Source organism: Oceanicola sp. 22II-s10i, assembly GCF_002210105.1.
GTDB lineage: Bacteria > Pseudomonadota > Alphaproteobacteria > Rhodobacterales > Rhodobacteraceae > Pseudooceanicola.
Window position 1 is genome coordinate 158,975 of record NZ_AQQU01000007.1, and the last position, 14,986, is coordinate 173,960.

Consider the following 14,986-nt stretch of genomic DNA (forward strand, 5'->3'; position numbering starts at 1 on the left):
TCAAACCTTCAGGGCCACTGCGGGCCCTTTCCGGCGACCTGCGCCACGCGGTCGTGACACACGTCGCAAATGTCATTTCCACTCCAGAACATCGAGGAGATGACCAGCATCGCGATCATTCCGCCCAACGTTCCGCCCCCGAGTGCAAAGCCGAACCTTCCGGTGCGGCCCCAGACCCAGAGCGCGGCGACCGACGCGACCAGCGGGGGAAACACGAAGAACCCCCACTGGAGCAGCCAGTCTGCCATTACCTGTCGACCTCTCCGAACACGATATCCATCGTCCCGATGATCGCCGCCACATCCGCCAGCTGGTGGCCGCCCGCCACGTGGTCCATGGACTGCAGATGCAGGAAGCCCGGCGCGCGCAGCTTGGCGCGGTAGGGCTTGTTGGTGCCGTCGCTGACCAGATAGACGCCGAATTCGCCCTTGGGCGCCTCGACGGCTGCATAGACCTCGCCCGCCGGAACCTTGAAGCCCTCGGTGTAGAGCTTGAAGTGATGGATCAGCGCTTCCATCGAGGTCTTCATCTCGCCGCGCGAGGGCGGGGTCAGCTTGCCACGGGCCAGAACGTCGCCCTGCCCTTCGGGTGCGCGCAGCTTCTCGATCGCCTGCAGGATGATGCTGGTCGACTGGCGCATCTCTTCCATCCGGCAGAGGTAGCGGTCGTAGCAGTCGCCATGCTTGCCGACGGGGATCTGGAAGTCGAACTCGTCGTAGCATTCGTAGGGCTGCGACCGGCGCAGGTCCCACGCTAGGCCGGACCCACGCACCATCACGCCGGAATAGCCCCAGTTCTGGATGTCTTCCTCGGTGATGATCCCGATATCGGCGTTGCGCTGCTTGAAGATCCGGTTCTCGGTCAGCAGCTCGTCGATGTCGTCCAGCCGGTTGGGGAACTTGTGCGCCCAGGCCTCGATATCGTCGAGCAGCTTGGGCGGCAGGTCCTGATGGACTCCGCCGGGCCGGAAATAGGCCGCGTGCAGCCGCGCGCCGCAGGCCCGTTCGTAGAAGATCATCAGGTCTTCGCGTTCCTCGAAGCCCCAGAGCGGCGGCGTCAGCGCGCCGACGTCCATCGCCTGCGTGGTGACGTTCAGCAGGTGGTTCAGGACGCGCCCGATCTCGGAATACAGCACCCGGATGAGCGAGGCGCGGCGCGGCACCTCGATTCCGCAGAGCTTTTCGATCGCCAGGCACCAGGCATGTTCCTGGTTCATCGGCGCCACGTAGTCGAGGCGGTCGAAATACGGCAGGTTCTGCAGGTAGGTCCGGCTTTCCATCAGCTTCTCGGTCCCGCGGTGCAGCAGGCCGATATGCGGATCGCAGCGTTCCACGATCTCGCCGTCCAGCTCCAGCACAAGCCGGAGAACCCCGTGCGCCGCAGGGTGTTGCGGGCCGAAGTTGATGTTGAAGTTGCGGATCTTCTGCTCGCCCGTCTGGGCGTCGCCGAACTGGTTGGAGCCGTCCATCATTTCGCCTCTTCCTTCTTCTCGTCGCCGGGCAGGATGTAATGCGCACCCTCCCACGGAGACATGAAGTCGAACTGCCGGTATTCCTGAACCAGCTTCACCGGCTCGTAGACGACGCGCTTGGCGGTCTCGTCATAGCGGACCTCGGTGTAACCGGTGGTCGGGAAGTCCTTGCGCAGCGGGTGGCCGCGGAAGCCGTAGTCGGTCAGGATCCGCCGCAGGTCCGGATGGCCCGAGAAGATGATCCCGAACATGTCGAAGACCTCGCGCTCGAACCAGTTGGCGCTCGGGTGCACGCTGGTGATCGAGGGCAGCATCTCGTCCTCGCGGACGGAGACGCGTAGCCGGATGCGGTGGTTCTGGTACATCGACAGGAAGTGATAGACCACGTCGAACCGCTTGGCCCGGTCGGGGTAGTCGACGGCGGTGATGTCCACCAGCGTCGAGAACCGGCAGGTCGCGTCGGTGCGCAGGAACTCGACAAAGCCCGCGATGTTCGCGGGCGCAACGTCGACGTTCAGCTCGCCATGGGACACGTCGTAGGCCAGCACGCAGTCCGGGCGCTTGAGCTCGATATGGGCGCCAAGTTCGTTCATCGGCATGGTCCGTTACCTCGTGATCGTGCCGGTGCGCCGGATCTTCCGGGCGAGCTGCATGATACCGTAAAGCAGCGCCTCGGCGGTCGGGGGGCAGCCGGGGACGTAGATGTCTACGGGGACGATCCGGTCGCAGCCGCGCACCACGGAATAGCTGTAGTGATAGTAGCCGCCGCCGTTCGCGCAGGACCCCATCGAGATCACGTAGCGCGGTTCCGGCATCTGGTCGTAGACCTTGCGCAGCGCCGGGGCCATCTTGTTGGTCAGCGTGCCCGCGACGATCATCACGTCCGACTGGCGCGGAGAGGCGCGCGGCGCGACGCCGAAACGCTCAGCGTCGTAACGCGGCATCGAGGTGTGCATCATCTCGACCGCGCAGCAGGCCAGGCCGAAGGTCATCCAGTGCAGCGAGCCGGTGCGCGCCCAGTTGATGATGTCCTCGGTCGAGGTCAGCAGGAAACCCTTGTCCTGCAGCTCGCGGTTGAGGTTCTGAGTGGCGACCTCGGGGTCGATACCGGCGGTATTGGTCCCGGTCATTGCCATTCGAGCGCCCCTTTCTTCCATTCATATGCAAAGCCGATGGTGAGAACGCCGAGGAACACCATCATCGACCAGAACCCGATCATGCTGACGTCCTTGAAGGCCACGGCCCAGGGGAACAGCATCGCGATCTCGAGGTCGAAGATGATGAACAGGATCGACACGAGGTAGAACCTGACGTCGAACTTCATCCGCGCGTCGTCGAAGGCGTTGAACCCGCATTCGTAGGCGCTGACCTTTTCGGGGTCGGGATTGCGGACGGCGACGATGACGGCGGCGAGGATCAGGACGAGGCCGAGACCGATCGCGATGGCCAGAAAGACGAGAATGGGGAGGTATTCCCGCAGCATCTCTTCCAAGGTCGGCTCCTTTGCTTGCGCGGGCAGGCCCTTAGGGCCCGCATTGGCTCTCTGCGGTTTACTCCCGCCCCATGGCAGGGTCAACCGAGCGCGGGCCATTTCAACGCAATCACAAGACGCGCGACACCATATGTCGCGCGCGCAGCAAATAAAGCGTGTACAAGGGCATACAGGTGGGGATCCGGCGCCTTGGCCGCCCGGCGGCGTCATATGACATTGACCGGATCGTGACATTTCCGACGCGCGCCGATTCCCTCGGGGACCGGCGCGCCCGGCGGATCACGGTTTCGGCACGGTCACTTCGACCCGTTCGCCTGCGACGACCTCGAACTCGGCCTTGGCGATCGTTTCGCTGCCTTCGTAGCTGACCGTGGCCACGTATTTCCCGGCCGAGAACGTCCACTGGTGGTCCGCGCCATAGGCCGCTTCGACCCGGTTGCGATCACCCTGGATGTTCTTCTTGGCCTCGAAGATCTGCACGCGATAGGCCTCGGGCGCCGTCACAGCCGCCACGCCCGCGTTCAGCACGACCGAGGGTTCGACCCGCTGGCCCGCCTTCACTTCGAACGGCTCGCTCATCACCTCGGCGGTGCCCATCCGGGCCATCAGCACGAACATTCCTGCCGGGACGTTCAGGGGACGGCTGCCATAGCCGGCCTCGGCCCGTTCGCGTTCACCTTTCAGGTTCTGTTTCTCGTGGAAGATCTGGAAGTAGACCTCGTTCGTCTCGACCATCTCGCCGCCTTCCGAATAGAAGGCCGTCGGAAACACGACCCCCGTGCCCACGACCACCTCGATGGCGGTGGCCTGGCCGGCGGTCAGCGTGACCATCTGTTCGACCTCCGCTCCAGCATGCTGGACCAGCACACGCACCTCGCCCGCGGGCAGGTAGAACGATTTTTCGCCATAGCCCGTCACCCGGATGTCGTTGCCGCTGAACGCCTGCACATACATCTCGGCATCCGGTTCGGTCGCATCGGGCGTCCGTTTCGGCGTGACGGTCAGATAGCCCATGTCCAGCACGATGTGATGCTCGGTCAGCTCGTCCGCGGTGACCGAGACGGGGATCTCCATCTCGACGACCTCGAACTTCATCTTGATCGCGTAGTCGCCCGCCGGGAGGTTGGTGATCAGCGCCGGGTCGTAGAGGGACTCGATCCGGTCCCCGGTGGCCTTGCCGTCAGGGCCCGCCGCGAAGATCTGCCAGTAGGGTTCGATATTGGTTTCCGACACATCCGGGCCGTCCTCGGACAGCGCGACGGTGATCGTCAGGTTGTTCTCCAGCGCCGGTTCTTCCTTGACCGGCTCCGGTTCGGGCGCAGGCGCCGGGGCGGGTTCGGCCACCGCGACCACCGTCTCGGTCAGCGCATCGCTCAGCGCACCCGCGTCGGAGGCTTCGAAATACTGGCCGCCCGTCTCTTCGGCCAGGCAGGCGACCTGCGCGCCCTCTTCCTTCGTCAGCCCGAAGCCCACCACATGGGCCGTGAAATCCACGCCGAGGCTCTCCAGCTCGCGCCCGAGGGCGCAGGGATCGGCCTCGCAGGTCTCAAGCCCGTCGGTGACGAGGATCACGGTCGCCTTGTCCTCGGTGTATTTCAGCGTCTCGGCCGCCATGCGGACAGACGCGGACAGCGGCGTCTTGCCCTTGGGGCTGATCTTCTTGGCGAAGTCACCGATCGCCCCGGCGGATCCGGCGGCGGCGGGCACGGCAAGCTCGATGTCCTCGCAGTCGCCCTTCTTGCGGTGACCGTAGACGATCATGCCCAGCTCGCGCTCTTCGGGGACGCCGCCCAGCACCTCGCCGAGGACGTCGCGCGCGATCTCGATCTTGGATTTGCCCTCGATCTGGCCCCACATGGAGCCGGATCCGTCGAGAACGATCATCGCCCGGTCGGCCGCGAGGGCGGGAAATGCCATGGTGACGGCCAGAGCCGTCGCCGCAAAGCGTTTCAAAAACATGCGCTTACCTATCTTTCCGATGTAAATCACGGAAAGGTTAGCCGCACCCTGCCCTTTGCCGCAAGGTCAGGAATACCCGTAGCCGCGGTCAGGACTGCCAGGGCGGACGGCGCTTGTCGAAGAAGGCCGCGATCCCCTCGCGGGTTTCCGGCCCCTCCCAGCAGGCCACCAGTTCCCCGATGGAATGCTCGATGATCTCGTCGGTGATCGGTGGTCCCAGATACCGCAGCAGCGCCTTCGACCGGGCAACCGCACCCGGCGCGGTTTCGAGGTAGGGCGCCACCTCGGCCTCCACCGCCGCGTCCAGATCCTCTGCCGCGACCGAGCGCGCGAGCAGGCCCAGCTCCACCGCCTGCGGCCCCTTGAACCGCTTGCCCGACATGAACACCTGCCGCGCCCGCGCCTCGCCCATCCTCGCGGCCACGTAGGGCCCGATGGTCGCCGGGATCAGGCCCAGCCGGGTCTCGGTCAGGGCAAACGTCGCGCCGTCGACCCCGATCGCCACGTCACAGACCGACATCATCCCGATCCCGCCGCCGAAAGCGTTGCCCTGCACCCGCCCGATCAGCGGCTTGGGCAGGTCGTTCAGCGCCTTCAGCATCCACGCCAGCGCCCCCGCCTCCTTCGCGCGAACGTCAGGTGCTGCGTCGAATTGCTCGCGCATCCAGCCCAGATCGCCGCCCGCGCAGAAGCTCGCGCCCCTGGCGGCCAGCACCACGACCCGCACGCCGTCGTCGGCGGTCAGTTCGTCCGCCGCCTCGTGCAGTTCGCGGATCATCTGCGCCGACAGCGCGTTGTGCTTGTCCGCCCGGTCGAGCCAGAGCGTCGCCACCCCGCGCCCGTCCCGTTCGATGCTCACCGTGTCTGCCATGTCCGTCTCCCTATCCGATCTGAACCGCGCCCTGCTGGCACCCCGCCGCCTGCACGACCATGCCGTCGGCGTCGAACCACAGCGCCTCGGCGGCCATCACCCCGCGATGGTTCTCGTAGCTCAGGACCAGCATCCGCCAGCCCTCGAACACGTCGACCACCCGGAACCGCAGGTCGGGCTGTGCCGCCAGCGCCTTGCCCCAGTAGTCGCGCAACGCGGCCGTCCCGCGCACCTCGCCATCGCCGGTCAGCACTGCCGCCTTGCGCGAGCGGAAGACGATGTCGGGATGGTAATGCGCGAGGATCCGGTCGAGGTCGTGGCTGTTCCACGCCGCCTCCCACTCCGCCGCGAAGGCCTGCGGATCGGTCACGCCGTCTCGCCCCGCATCGCCCGCGCCATCGCGGCCGCCTTCTCCAGCACAGCGCGGTCGAGCCCGGTCTCGTGCCCGAGCGCCGTCAGCCGGTCATGCACCGCCTCGGTCGCCACGTTGCCCTTGGCGCCGGGCGCATAGGGGCAGCCCCCCAGCCCGCCGACCGCCGCGTCGAAGACCGTCACGCCCAGTTCCAGCGAGGCGAGGATGTTGTCCACCGCCCGCCCGTCAGTGTCGTGGTAGTGTCCGGCCAGCTTCTCCGCCGGGACCTCCTCCATCACCGCGCGCAGCATCGCCGCGATGCTCTCGGGCGTGGCCTTGCCGATGGTGTCGCCCAACGACACCTCGTAAGCGCCAAGCGCATAAAGCGCGCCCGCCACCCGCGCGGCCTCTTCCGGCGCGACCTTGCCGTCATAAGGGCAGTCGGTCACGCAGGAGACATAGCCCCGCATCCTGACGCCTTCGGCCAGAGCCGCCTCGGCCACCGGGCGGAAGCGTTCGAGGCTCTCCTCGATGGTGCAGTTGATGTTCGCCTTGGAAAACCCCTCGGAGGCCGAGGCGAAGATCGCCACCTCGTCCGCCCCCGCCTCGGTCGCGTCCTGGAAGCCGCGCAGGTTCGGCGTCAGGGCGGCAAAGCTCACGCCGTCGGCCCGCCGGATCCGGCGCAGCACCTCGCCCGAGCCTGCCATCTGCGGCACCCACTTGGGGCTGACGAAGCTGGCGCATTCGATCCGGGCGAACCCGGCGCCGCTCAGGCAGTCGACCAGCGCCACCTTCTCGGCCACCGGGATGGGGCGCTTTTCGTTCTGAAGGCCGTCGCGCGGACCGACCTCGAATATCTCGACACGCATTTACCGTCCGTCCACCGAGAAATAATCGTCGTCACTGCCGAACTGGCGGGGCCCGTCCAGCTCCTTGGCCGCCTTGAAGGCAGGCCGCGCCTTGAAGCGTTCGACATAGGCCACGATGTTGGGGAACTGCTCCGTCCGCACGTAGCGTTTCGTGGCAAGGAAGTTCCAGCCCAGCATCGTGTCCGCCGCCGAAAAACCCGAAGGCAGGACCCAGTCCTGGCGCCCCAGCAGATCGTTCACCGGCGCCATCGTCCCCGCCAGCCGCCGCGCCTCGATCTTGACCACCGTGTCCGACCGGTCCTTGGGATCGCGCAGGAATATCCATTGCAGGTTCAGTGCTGCGACATGGTTGGCCATCGTCTCGGCGTAGTGCATCGCCTCGAGGAACGGCACCCGCTCCGCATCGCCCGCAAGCCGCCCCAGCCCATGCTCGGGCCGCGTCTCGCAGAGGTATTCCGTGATCGCGCCGCTTTCGTAGATCGTGTGCCCGTCCACATCCAGCGCGGGCACCCGCCCGCCGGGGGAACGGGCCAGATAGTCCGGCGTCCTCAGCGATCCGTCGGGGATCGCGTAGACCCTGATCTCCGGCGTGATCCCCATCTCCTGCAGCAGCCACAGGATACGCAGGCTGCGCGAGCCCGGCACATGGTGCAGGGTGATATCGCTCATTCTTCCTCCTCCAGCCGGATCAGCGGTGCGCCGGCCTCCACCTGCGCACCTTCCGCCACCAGAACTTCGGCGACAACCCCGTCGCGCGGGGCGGTCAGGGCATGCTCCATCTTCATCGCCTCGAGCACCGCCAGCCGCTGGCCCGCCGTCACGGTCTCGCCCGCCTTCGCGGTCACGACCTTGACCAGCCCCGGCATCGGCGCCTCGATCACGTTGCCGCCCGCGCCCTGCGCCTCGCGCGCCAGCGGGTCGATCACCTCGAACGCCTGCGCCACGCCGCCAAAGACCGTCACGACGCCCCGCTCCGCGTGATGCGCCGGGGCGGCCAGACCGTCGAGCGTCCAGCCATCACGCCACAGCGCCTCGACCACCAGTCCGGCGGTGGAGATCAGCGCATCGCCCCGGCCCCGCATCCTGACGACCACCGTCTCCTCTTCGCCCCGGTGTCGTAAAGCCACCGACCGGTCGAGCGGCGACCACAGGCTGAAGCCCTGGAACGCATCCGGCGCCCCGTCCAGCCCGAGCGCCACCATCGCCGCCCAGGCCCGCTGCACCGCCGTCGCGGGCACCACGGCCGCCAGCGCCTCGATGTCCCGCCCGATCAGGCCGGTGTCCACCTCGCCGCGCCGGAAGCCTTCGTGATCCGCCAGCGCCCCCACAAAGGCGAGGTTCGTCACCGTCCCCGCCACCTGCGTCTGCCGCAGCGCCCGGCTGAGCTGCCGCAGCGCGATCTCCCGCGTGGGCCCGTGTACGATGACCTTGGCGATCATCGGATCGTAGTGCGGAGAGATCACATCCCCTGCCCGCACCCCGGTATCAGCGCGCGCGCCGTCGGGGAAAGACAGCGCCCCGAGCCGCCCGGTCGCGGGCAGGAACCCCTTCTCGACATCCTCGGCATAGAGCCGCGCCTCGAAGGCATGTCCGCTGATCGCCAGATCCTCCTGCGCCACCGGGATGTCTTCCCCCGCCGCCACCCGGATCTGCCACTCCACCAGATCGACCCCTGTGATCGCCTCCGTCACCGGATGCTCCACCTGCAGCCGCGTGTTCATCTCCATGAACCAGAACCCGTCGGTCCTGAGCGGCCCCGAGCCGTCCACGATGAACTCGATCGTCCCGGCCCCGGCATAGCCGATCGCCTCGGCCGCTCGCACCGCCGCCGCGCCCATGGCCGAACGCATCTCCTCGGGCATCCCCGGCGCGGGCGCTTCCTCGATCACCTTCTGGTGCCGCCGCTGCAGCGAACAGTCCCGCTCGAACAGATGCACGGCGCGGGTGCCGTCGCCAAAAACCTGCACCTCGATGTGGCGCGGGTTGGTCACGAACTTCTCGATCAGGACGTCCGGGTTGCCGAAGGCCGTCTTCGCCTCGCCCCGCGCACTCGCCAGCGCATCGGCAAACGCGCCCGGCGTCTCGACCAGCCGCATCCCCTTGCCGCCACCCCCGGCGACCGCCTTGATCAGCACCGGATAGCCGATGGCCTCGGCCGCCGCCGCCAGCACCTCGTCGTCCTGATCGCCGCGATGGCCCGGCACGACAGGCACGCCCGCCTCCTCCATCAGCGCCTTGGCCGCGTCCTTGAGCCCCATGGCCCGGATCGCCTTTGCCGAGGGCCCGATGAACACCAGCCCCGCCGCCTCGACCGCCTCCACGAAATCGGGGTTCTCGGACAGGAAGCCATAGCCCGGATGCACCGCCTGCGCGCCCGTCGCATGACAGGCCGCGATGATCGCGTCGCCGCGCAGGTAGCTCTCGGACGGGGCCGACCCGCCGATATGCACCGCCTCGTCCGCCATCGCCACATGCATCGCGCCCGCGTCCGCGTCGGAATAGACCGCGACCGTGGCGATCCCCATCTCCCGCGCGGTGCGGATCACGCGACAGGCGATCTCGCCCCGGTTCGCTATCAGGATCTTGTCGAACATCATTCCTCCAACGCCTTTTGTAGCACGTCCGCCGTTCGTGCATCGAAGGCGACCAGCGTCACCTCCCAACCCTCGTGGCCGTCGAGCCAGTCCCGCAGCGTCGCCACCGCGACCCGCGCCGCATCCTCGGGCGGATAGCCATAGACCCCGGTCGAGATCGCCGGAAACGCCACGCTCCGGCACCCGGCCGCGTCGGCCAGATCCATCGCCGTCCGGTAGCACCCGGCCAACAGCTCCGCCTCGCCCTGCCCGCCGCCCTGCCAGACAGGACCGACCGCATGGATCACGTGCCGCGCCTTCAGCCCGTGCCCGCCGGTGATCTTGGCGCTGCCCGTCTCGCAGCCGCCCAGACCCCGGCACTCGTCCAGCAGACCCGGCCCGGCGGCGCGATGGATCGCCCCGTCGACACCGCCACCGCCCAGCAGAGACCGGTTAGCGGCGTTCACGATCGCGCAGACGTCGAGCCCCGTGATATCGCCCTGCCAGACCCGGATCACCGCCGCCACCCGCCGCCCAGCAGGGCCTCGGCCTCCGCCGACATCTCGCGCAGGATATCCGCCGCGCCGGGGGCCGAGCGGATCAGTCCGATCCCCTCGCCGACCACGGCAGGCGCAACCTCGGCCCGTCCCTCGTCCGCCGCCCGCGCGAAATCCGCACGTGCCGCGTCACCGGCCTGCAGGGCCTCCAGCCGCCCGGTCCAGGCATCGACGAACCCGCTGCGCATCGTCCTCAGGTCGAACCGCTCCGGCCAGTCGAAGATGCCGCGCGCATAGTCGATCACGTTGCCCCGCACCGTCTGGTCGCCGTCCGCCCCCAGAACCGCGCGCATCTGCCCCTCTGTCACCAGCGCCTCGGGGCTCGCCCAGAACCGCGTCCCGCACAGCACACCGTCCGCGCCCAGCATCAGCGCGGCCGCCAGTCCGCGCCCGTCCGCGATCCCGCCCGCCGCCAGCAGCAGCACCTCCGGCGCCTCGCGCGCCAGCAGGTCCGCCACCTCCGGCACCAGCGTCATCGTCGCCCGCCGCGCGCCGTGGCCCCCGGCCTCGGTTCCCTGCGCCACGATGACATCCGCCCCGGCCTCCAGCGCGCGCCGTGCATCCGACACCGTCTGGACCTGGCAGAACAGCGCGACACCGGCACCCTTGACCGCCGCACCATACGGCACCGGATCGCCAAACGACAGGAACACCGCCCGCGGCTTCCGCTCCAGCACCCGATCGAGCAGGTCCGGAGACCGGTCCAGCTTCCAGGTGATGAAGCCCATTCCGACCGGCGCGTTCCCGGCCTCGGCCATCTCGGTCTCGATCCACCCGGCATCGCAATAGCCGCCGCCGATGAACCCCAGCCCGCCGCCGTTCGACACCGCCGCCGCCAGCCGTCCGCCCGCCACCCGCGCCATTGGCGCGCTGACGATCGGATGGTCCAGCCCGAAGGCGCGGGTCAGTCTGGTCTCGATCATGGCCTCCTCCTTCATCTTGCCGGAAATATGCCGGGGGGTCCGGGGGGCAGCGCCCACCGGGGCTCTCCGCCCGTCCCTACATCCGGAATACCCCGAACCGCGTGTCCTCGATCGGCGCGTTCAGGCTCGCCCGCAGGCTCAGCGCCAGCACCTCGCGGGTCTTCCTCGGGTCCACGATCCCGTCATCCCAGAGCCGCGCCGAGGCGTAGAGCGGATGCGACTGACGCTCGAACATCTCGATCGTCGGCCGCTTGAACTCCGCTTCCTCCGCTTCGGACCACGTGCCGCCGCCGCGCTCGATGGCATCGCGCCGTACCGTCGCCAGCACCCCCGCCGCCTGCGCGCCGCCCATCACGGAAATCCGCGAGATCGGCCATGACCACATAAAGCGCGGCTGGTAAGCCCTTCCAGCCATACCATAATTTCCCGCCCCGAAGGACCCGCCGACCACCATCGTGATCTTGGGCACCGAGGTCGTCGCCACTGCCGTCACCATCTTGGCCCCGTGCCGCGCGATGCCCTCGTTCTCGTATTTCCGGCCCACCATGAAGCCGGTGATGTTCTGCAGGAACACCAGCGGCACCATGCGCTGCGAGCACAGTTCGACGAAATGCGCACCCTTCTGCGCGGCCTCTGAGAACAGCACGCCATTGTTCGCGACGATCCCCACCGGGATGCCTTCGACATGGGCGAAGCCACATACAAGCGTCTCGCCAAACCTTTGCTTGAACTCGTCAAATCGCGATCCGTCCACCACCCGCGCGATGACCTCGCGGATGTCGTAGGGCGTCCGCAGGTCGGGCGGCACGACCCCCAGAAGCTCCTCCGGATCGTAGGCCGGCGCCTCGGGCGCCTCCATCCGCACCGTGCGTGCCTGCCACGCGCCGTCCCCCGCGCCGAGCCCGGCCACGGCCCGCCGCGCCAGCGCCAGCGCATGGCCGTCGTCCTCGGCCAGGTAATCGGCCACGCCCGACAGCCGCGTGTGCACGTCCCCGCCGCCAAGGTCCTCTGCCGTCACGATTTCCCCAGTCGCCGCCTTCACCAGCGGCGGCCCGGCCAGAAAGATCGTGCCCTGTTCCTTCACGATGATCGTCACGTCGGACATCGCCGGCACATAGGCCCCGCCCGCCGTGCAGGAGCCCATGACGACAGCGATCTGCGCGATCCCCTTCGCGCTCATCCGCGCCTGGTTGTAGAAGATGCGCCCGAAGTGGTCGCGGTCGGGAAACACCTCGTCCTGGTTGGGCAGGTTCGCGCCCCCGCTGTCGACCAAGTAGACGCAGGGCAGATGGTTTTCTTCCGCGATTTCCTGCGCCCGCAGGTGCTTCTTGACCGTGACCGGGTAATAGGTCCCGCCCTTCACTGTCGCGTCGTTGCACACGACCATCACGTCGCGCCCCTGCACCCGGCCCACGCCCGCGATCAGCCCCGATCCGGGGGCCGCGCCGTCGTACATGCCATGTGCCGCCGTCGCCCCGATCTCGAGGAATGGCGAGCCGGGGTCGAGCAGCCCGGCCACCCGGTCGCGTGGCAGCAACTTGTTCCGCGACAGGTGCCGCTCGCGCGCCTTTGCGCCGCCACCGGCTGCGGCGGCCTGCGCGGCTTCGCGCACGATCTCAATGGCTTCCATGTGGCCCTTGAAGTTCGCGCGGAACTCGTCCGATCCGGCGATCGCTTTCGATATCAGCTTCATGCCTTCATCATCCTCCGTGTCCGGCCCACGATGAACCCCGTGACGGCCACCGCAAAGACGTAAAGCCCCGCGATGGCGCCAATCATGATGGCCCAGAGTGCGCCTTCCGACAGCGCCATGTCGACCTCCAGCGCAAAGATCGCCACCGCGAAGAGGATCACCGCGGCCAGCCCCCAGTAGAGCCCTTCGCGGAACTGTCCGCCCTCGGTATGGACCATGTGCAGCCGTGCCTGGCAGTTCGGGCAGGCCTCGAAATAATGCGCCGGACGGATCCGGCTCTTGGTGCCCGCGTGGGTGTAGATCGACTGTTCCGCCCCGCAGTCCGGGCAGGTCAGCCCGGCGATCCGTGTCGCCATGCCTTCGAGTATCAAGAGACCTCCTTCGCCGCGCGGGCTTTCAGTTCCTTGCGGATGACCTTGCCGGTGACCGTCATCGGCAGCTCGTCCACGAAGCCGATTTCGCGCGGGCGCGAGTAGCTGGCAAGGTGCTGCCCCACGAATTGCATAAGCGCGTCTGCCAGCGCGTCCGTAGGCGTAAGGCCGGGGCGCAACACCACGTAAGCCTTGACGATTTCCGTCCTGAGCGGGTCCGGTTTGCCGACCACGCCGCAGGTCGCGACGGCCTCGTGTTTCAGCAGGCAGTCCTCGATCTCGGCCGGCCCGATCCGGTAACCGGCCGAGGTGATGACGTCATCCTCGCGTCCCACGAACCGCAGATAGCCGTCCTCCATCACGCCCCGGTCGCCGGTCAGCATCCAGTCGCCGCGGAACTTCGCCGCTGTCTCCGCAGGTTTCTTCCAGTATTCCAGCAGCATGGAGGCCGATCCTGCCCTGACCGCGACGTCACCTTCGCCGTCGGTCACCGCGCCGTCCGCGTCTATGACGGCCACCTGGTGTCCCGGCACGGGTCGTCCGATCGCGCCGGGCCGCACCGGGTAGAGCGCGGCGCAGGAGGAGACGATCATGTTGCACTCGGTCTGGCCGTAGAATTCGTTGATCGTGACCCTGAGCGCCCGGCGCCCCCAGTCCAGCATCTCGGCCCCGAGCGGCTCTCCCCCGCTGCCGACCGACCGCAGGCCGTCGATCCGCGCGTCCTCGGCCTTCAGCATCCTGAGCGCGGTCGGCGGGAAAAACACATTGCGGACAGAGCCTTCGGCGATGATCCTGCGGCACTCCGCGACATCGAACTTGCTCATCCGCGCCGCGACCACCGGCACGCCGAGCGCGAGGCCCGGCATCAGCACATCGAACAGGCCGCCAATCCAGGCCCAGTCCGCGGGCGTCCACAGGCAATCGCCCGGTTGCCCCAGCAGGTCGTGGCTCAGCTCCACCCCCGGCAGGTGGCCGGTCAGCACCCGGTGGCCGTGCAGCGCGCCCTTGGGCGCACCGGTGGTGCCCGAGGTATAGATCAGCACCGCCGGATCCTCCGGCCCGGTCTCGGCCATCTGGCCGCCGCGCGTGCTGTCGGGCAGGTCGGCGGCGGTGATCGTGGCGCAGCCCATGCCATCCAGCATTGCGCGCCCCTCGTCATCGGTGACAACAACGCCCGCGCCGCTGTCGCCGACGCGGGAGGTCAGCGCATCGCGACGGAACAGCTTGAACAGCGGGACCGAGATCGCCCCCATCCGCCAGGCCGCGATATGGGCGGCGGCGGTAAACGGTGATTGGCTGAGCAGCACGCCCACCCGATCCCCGCGCCCGATCCCGCGCTCCAGCAATGCGACCTCAACCCTACGGGACAGTTTCCAGACGTCGCCGTATGTGACATCGCGCCGTACGCCACCGGACAGGTCGATGATCGCCACGCGGCCGGGTTCACGCACCGCCCAGCCGTCACAGACCTGCGCGGCCATGTTCAGCGTGGCGGGCAGGTCCCAGCGGAAGCCTGCGCGGAGCGTTTCGTAGGAGGCGGAGCGTTTCAACATCTCAGTACGGGTTCAAGCGCCACCAGCGCCCGCGGTGGTCGATATCATAGCGGTAGAGCTTTCCCGGCCCGAGTGCCGGCGGATCGCAGATCACGGTGATCCAGATATCGTCCGAGGCACCGGGATGCCCGGCGCAATCGGTCATGGCGGCGGCATGGCCACGCGCCTGTTCCATCTCGACGTAGTCGCGGGCGACTGTCTCGATCGCCGCGCCCTCGTCGCGACTGGCCCAGTGCCAACCCGCGCGCAGCCCGAAGAAGGCGGAAACGAGGATCAGGACAAGAGTGACCATCCGGACCACC

At 68.0% G+C, this 14,986-nt stretch carries 17 protein-coding genes; all 17 read right to left on the bottom strand.

The features are described 5' to 3' along the window. Positions 1 to 8 precede the first annotated feature (8 nt). Positions 9 to 248, bottom strand: coding sequence for a hypothetical protein (locus ATO6_RS17625; protein ID WP_088625346.1), 240 nt, complete (start codon positions 246 to 248; stop codon positions 9 to 11). Continuing rightward, on the bottom strand, positions 248 to 1,468 hold the full coding sequence (locus tag ATO6_RS17630) for an NADH-quinone oxidoreductase subunit D (RefSeq protein ID WP_176440989.1): 1,221 nt from the start codon (positions 1,466 to 1,468) through the stop codon (positions 248 to 250). Before ATO6_RS17630 ends, ATO6_RS17625 begins: the two co-directional genes overlap by 1 nt. Further along, entirely contained in the window at positions 1,468 to 2,070 is a 603-nt protein-coding gene (locus ATO6_RS17635; RefSeq protein WP_088625348.1) for an NADH-quinone oxidoreductase subunit C, read from the bottom strand. Before ATO6_RS17635 ends, ATO6_RS17630 begins: the two co-directional genes overlap by 1 nt. Positions 2,071 to 2,076: 6 nt before the next feature. Continuing rightward, positions 2,077 to 2,601: an NADH-quinone oxidoreductase subunit B family protein gene (locus ATO6_RS17640; protein WP_176440990.1), complete on the bottom strand. Its 525-nt coding sequence runs from the start codon at positions 2,599 to 2,601 to the stop codon at positions 2,077 to 2,079. Beyond that, positions 2,598 to 2,963: an NADH-quinone oxidoreductase subunit A gene (locus ATO6_RS17645; protein WP_088625350.1), complete on the bottom strand. Its 366-nt coding sequence runs from the start codon at positions 2,961 to 2,963 to the stop codon at positions 2,598 to 2,600. The genes ATO6_RS17640 and ATO6_RS17645 overlap by 4 nt, the downstream gene beginning before the upstream one ends. Before the next feature lie 279 nt (positions 2,964 to 3,242). Beyond that, on the bottom strand, positions 3,243 to 4,922 hold the full coding sequence (locus tag ATO6_RS17650) for a VWA domain-containing protein (protein ID WP_088625351.1): 1,680 nt from the start codon (positions 4,920 to 4,922) through the stop codon (positions 3,243 to 3,245). Between the two features lie 88 nt (positions 4,923 to 5,010). Beyond that, complete coding sequence (locus ATO6_RS17655) at positions 5,011 to 5,793, bottom strand: crotonase/enoyl-CoA hydratase family protein (RefSeq protein WP_088625352.1); 783 nt, start codon at positions 5,791 to 5,793, stop codon at positions 5,011 to 5,013. 10 nt (positions 5,794 to 5,803) lie between these two features. Next, positions 5,804 to 6,163, bottom strand: a complete 360-nt coding sequence (locus ATO6_RS17660; RefSeq protein WP_088625353.1) for a nuclear transport factor 2 family protein — start codon at positions 6,161 to 6,163, stop codon at positions 5,804 to 5,806. Then, complete coding sequence (locus tag ATO6_RS17665) at positions 6,160 to 7,014, bottom strand: hydroxymethylglutaryl-CoA lyase (protein ID WP_088625354.1); 855 nt, start codon at positions 7,012 to 7,014, stop codon at positions 6,160 to 6,162. Before ATO6_RS17665 ends, ATO6_RS17660 begins: the two co-directional genes overlap by 4 nt. Beyond that, positions 7,015 to 7,683: a glutathione S-transferase family protein gene (locus tag ATO6_RS17670; protein WP_088625355.1), complete on the bottom strand. Its 669-nt coding sequence runs from the start codon at positions 7,681 to 7,683 to the stop codon at positions 7,015 to 7,017. Continuing rightward, positions 7,680 to 9,608, bottom strand: a complete 1,929-nt coding sequence (locus tag ATO6_RS17675; RefSeq protein ID WP_088625456.1) for an acetyl/propionyl/methylcrotonyl-CoA carboxylase subunit alpha — start codon at positions 9,606 to 9,608, stop codon at positions 7,680 to 7,682. Before ATO6_RS17675 ends, ATO6_RS17670 begins: the two co-directional genes overlap by 4 nt. Further along, positions 9,608 to 10,114 carry an O-acetyl-ADP-ribose deacetylase gene (locus ATO6_RS17680; protein ID WP_088625356.1) on the bottom strand — a complete coding sequence of 169 codons (507 nt, stop codon included), beginning with the start codon at positions 10,112 to 10,114 and terminating at the stop codon, positions 9,608 to 9,610. The genes ATO6_RS17675 and ATO6_RS17680 overlap by 1 nt, the downstream gene beginning before the upstream one ends. Further along, entirely contained in the window at positions 10,102 to 11,082 is a 981-nt protein-coding gene (locus tag ATO6_RS17685; RefSeq protein ID WP_254919201.1) for a nitronate monooxygenase family protein, read from the bottom strand. Before ATO6_RS17685 ends, ATO6_RS17680 begins: the two co-directional genes overlap by 13 nt. Positions 11,083 to 11,143: 61 nt before the next feature. Beyond that, positions 11,144 to 12,760: a carboxyl transferase domain-containing protein gene (locus ATO6_RS17690; RefSeq protein WP_088625357.1), complete on the bottom strand. Its 1,617-nt coding sequence runs from the start codon at positions 12,758 to 12,760 to the stop codon at positions 11,144 to 11,146. Continuing rightward, positions 12,757 to 13,131 (bottom strand): hypothetical protein, encoded by a 375-nt coding sequence (locus ATO6_RS17695; protein ID WP_141102032.1) that lies wholly within the window; start codon positions 13,129 to 13,131, stop codon positions 12,757 to 12,759. The genes ATO6_RS17690 and ATO6_RS17695 overlap by 4 nt, the downstream gene beginning before the upstream one ends. Continuing rightward, entirely contained in the window at positions 13,128 to 14,684 is a 1,557-nt protein-coding gene (locus ATO6_RS17700; protein WP_088625359.1) for an AMP-binding protein, read from the bottom strand. The genes ATO6_RS17695 and ATO6_RS17700 overlap by 4 nt, the downstream gene beginning before the upstream one ends. 1 nt (position 14,685) lies before the next feature. Continuing rightward, complete coding sequence (locus tag ATO6_RS17705; protein ID WP_141102033.1) at positions 14,686 to 14,976, bottom strand: hypothetical protein; 291 nt, start codon at positions 14,974 to 14,976, stop codon at positions 14,686 to 14,688. Between the last annotated feature and the right edge of the window lie 10 nt (positions 14,977 to 14,986).

Excerpts from the sequence above, each read along its gene's own strand:
- ATO6_RS17625 (WP_088625346.1), bottom strand. The coding sequence starts at position 248 with ATGGCAGACTGGCTGCTCCAGTGGGGGTTCTTCGTGTTTCCCCCGCTG.
- ATO6_RS17630 (WP_176440989.1), bottom strand. The coding sequence starts at position 1,468 with ATGGACGGCTCCAACCAGTTCGGCGACGCCCAGACGGGCGAGCAGAAG.
- ATO6_RS17635 (WP_088625348.1), bottom strand. The coding sequence starts at position 2,070 with ATGCCGATGAACGAACTTGGCGCCCATATCGAGCTCAAGCGCCCGGAC.
- ATO6_RS17640 (WP_176440990.1), bottom strand. The coding sequence starts at position 2,601 with ATGACCGGGACCAATACCGCCGGTATCGACCCCGAGGTCGCCACTCAG.
- ATO6_RS17650 (WP_088625351.1), bottom strand. The coding sequence starts at position 4,922 with ATGTTTTTGAAACGCTTTGCGGCGACGGCTCTGGCCGTCACCATGGCA.
- ATO6_RS17655 (WP_088625352.1), bottom strand. The coding sequence starts at position 5,793 with ATGGCAGACACGGTGAGCATCGAACGGGACGGGCGCGGGGTGGCGACG.
- ATO6_RS17665 (WP_088625354.1), bottom strand. The coding sequence starts at position 7,014 with ATGCGTGTCGAGATATTCGAGGTCGGTCCGCGCGACGGCCTTCAGAAC.
- ATO6_RS17670 (WP_088625355.1), bottom strand. The coding sequence starts at position 7,683 with ATGAGCGATATCACCCTGCACCATGTGCCGGGCTCGCGCAGCCTGCGT.
- ATO6_RS17675 (WP_088625456.1), bottom strand. The coding sequence starts at position 9,608 with ATGTTCGACAAGATCCTGATAGCGAACCGGGGCGAGATCGCCTGTCGC.
- ATO6_RS17685 (WP_254919201.1), bottom strand. The coding sequence starts at position 11,082 with ATGAAGGAGGAGGCCATGATCGAGACCAGACTGACCCGCGCCTTCGGG.
- ATO6_RS17690 (WP_088625357.1), bottom strand. The coding sequence starts at position 12,760 with ATGAAGCTGATATCGAAAGCGATCGCCGGATCGGACGAGTTCCGCGCG.
- ATO6_RS17700 (WP_088625359.1), bottom strand. The coding sequence starts at position 14,684 with ATGTTGAAACGCTCCGCCTCCTACGAAACGCTCCGCGCAGGCTTCCGC.
- ATO6_RS17705 (WP_141102033.1), bottom strand. The coding sequence starts at position 14,976 with ATGGTCACTCTTGTCCTGATCCTCGTTTCCGCCTTCTTCGGGCTGCGC.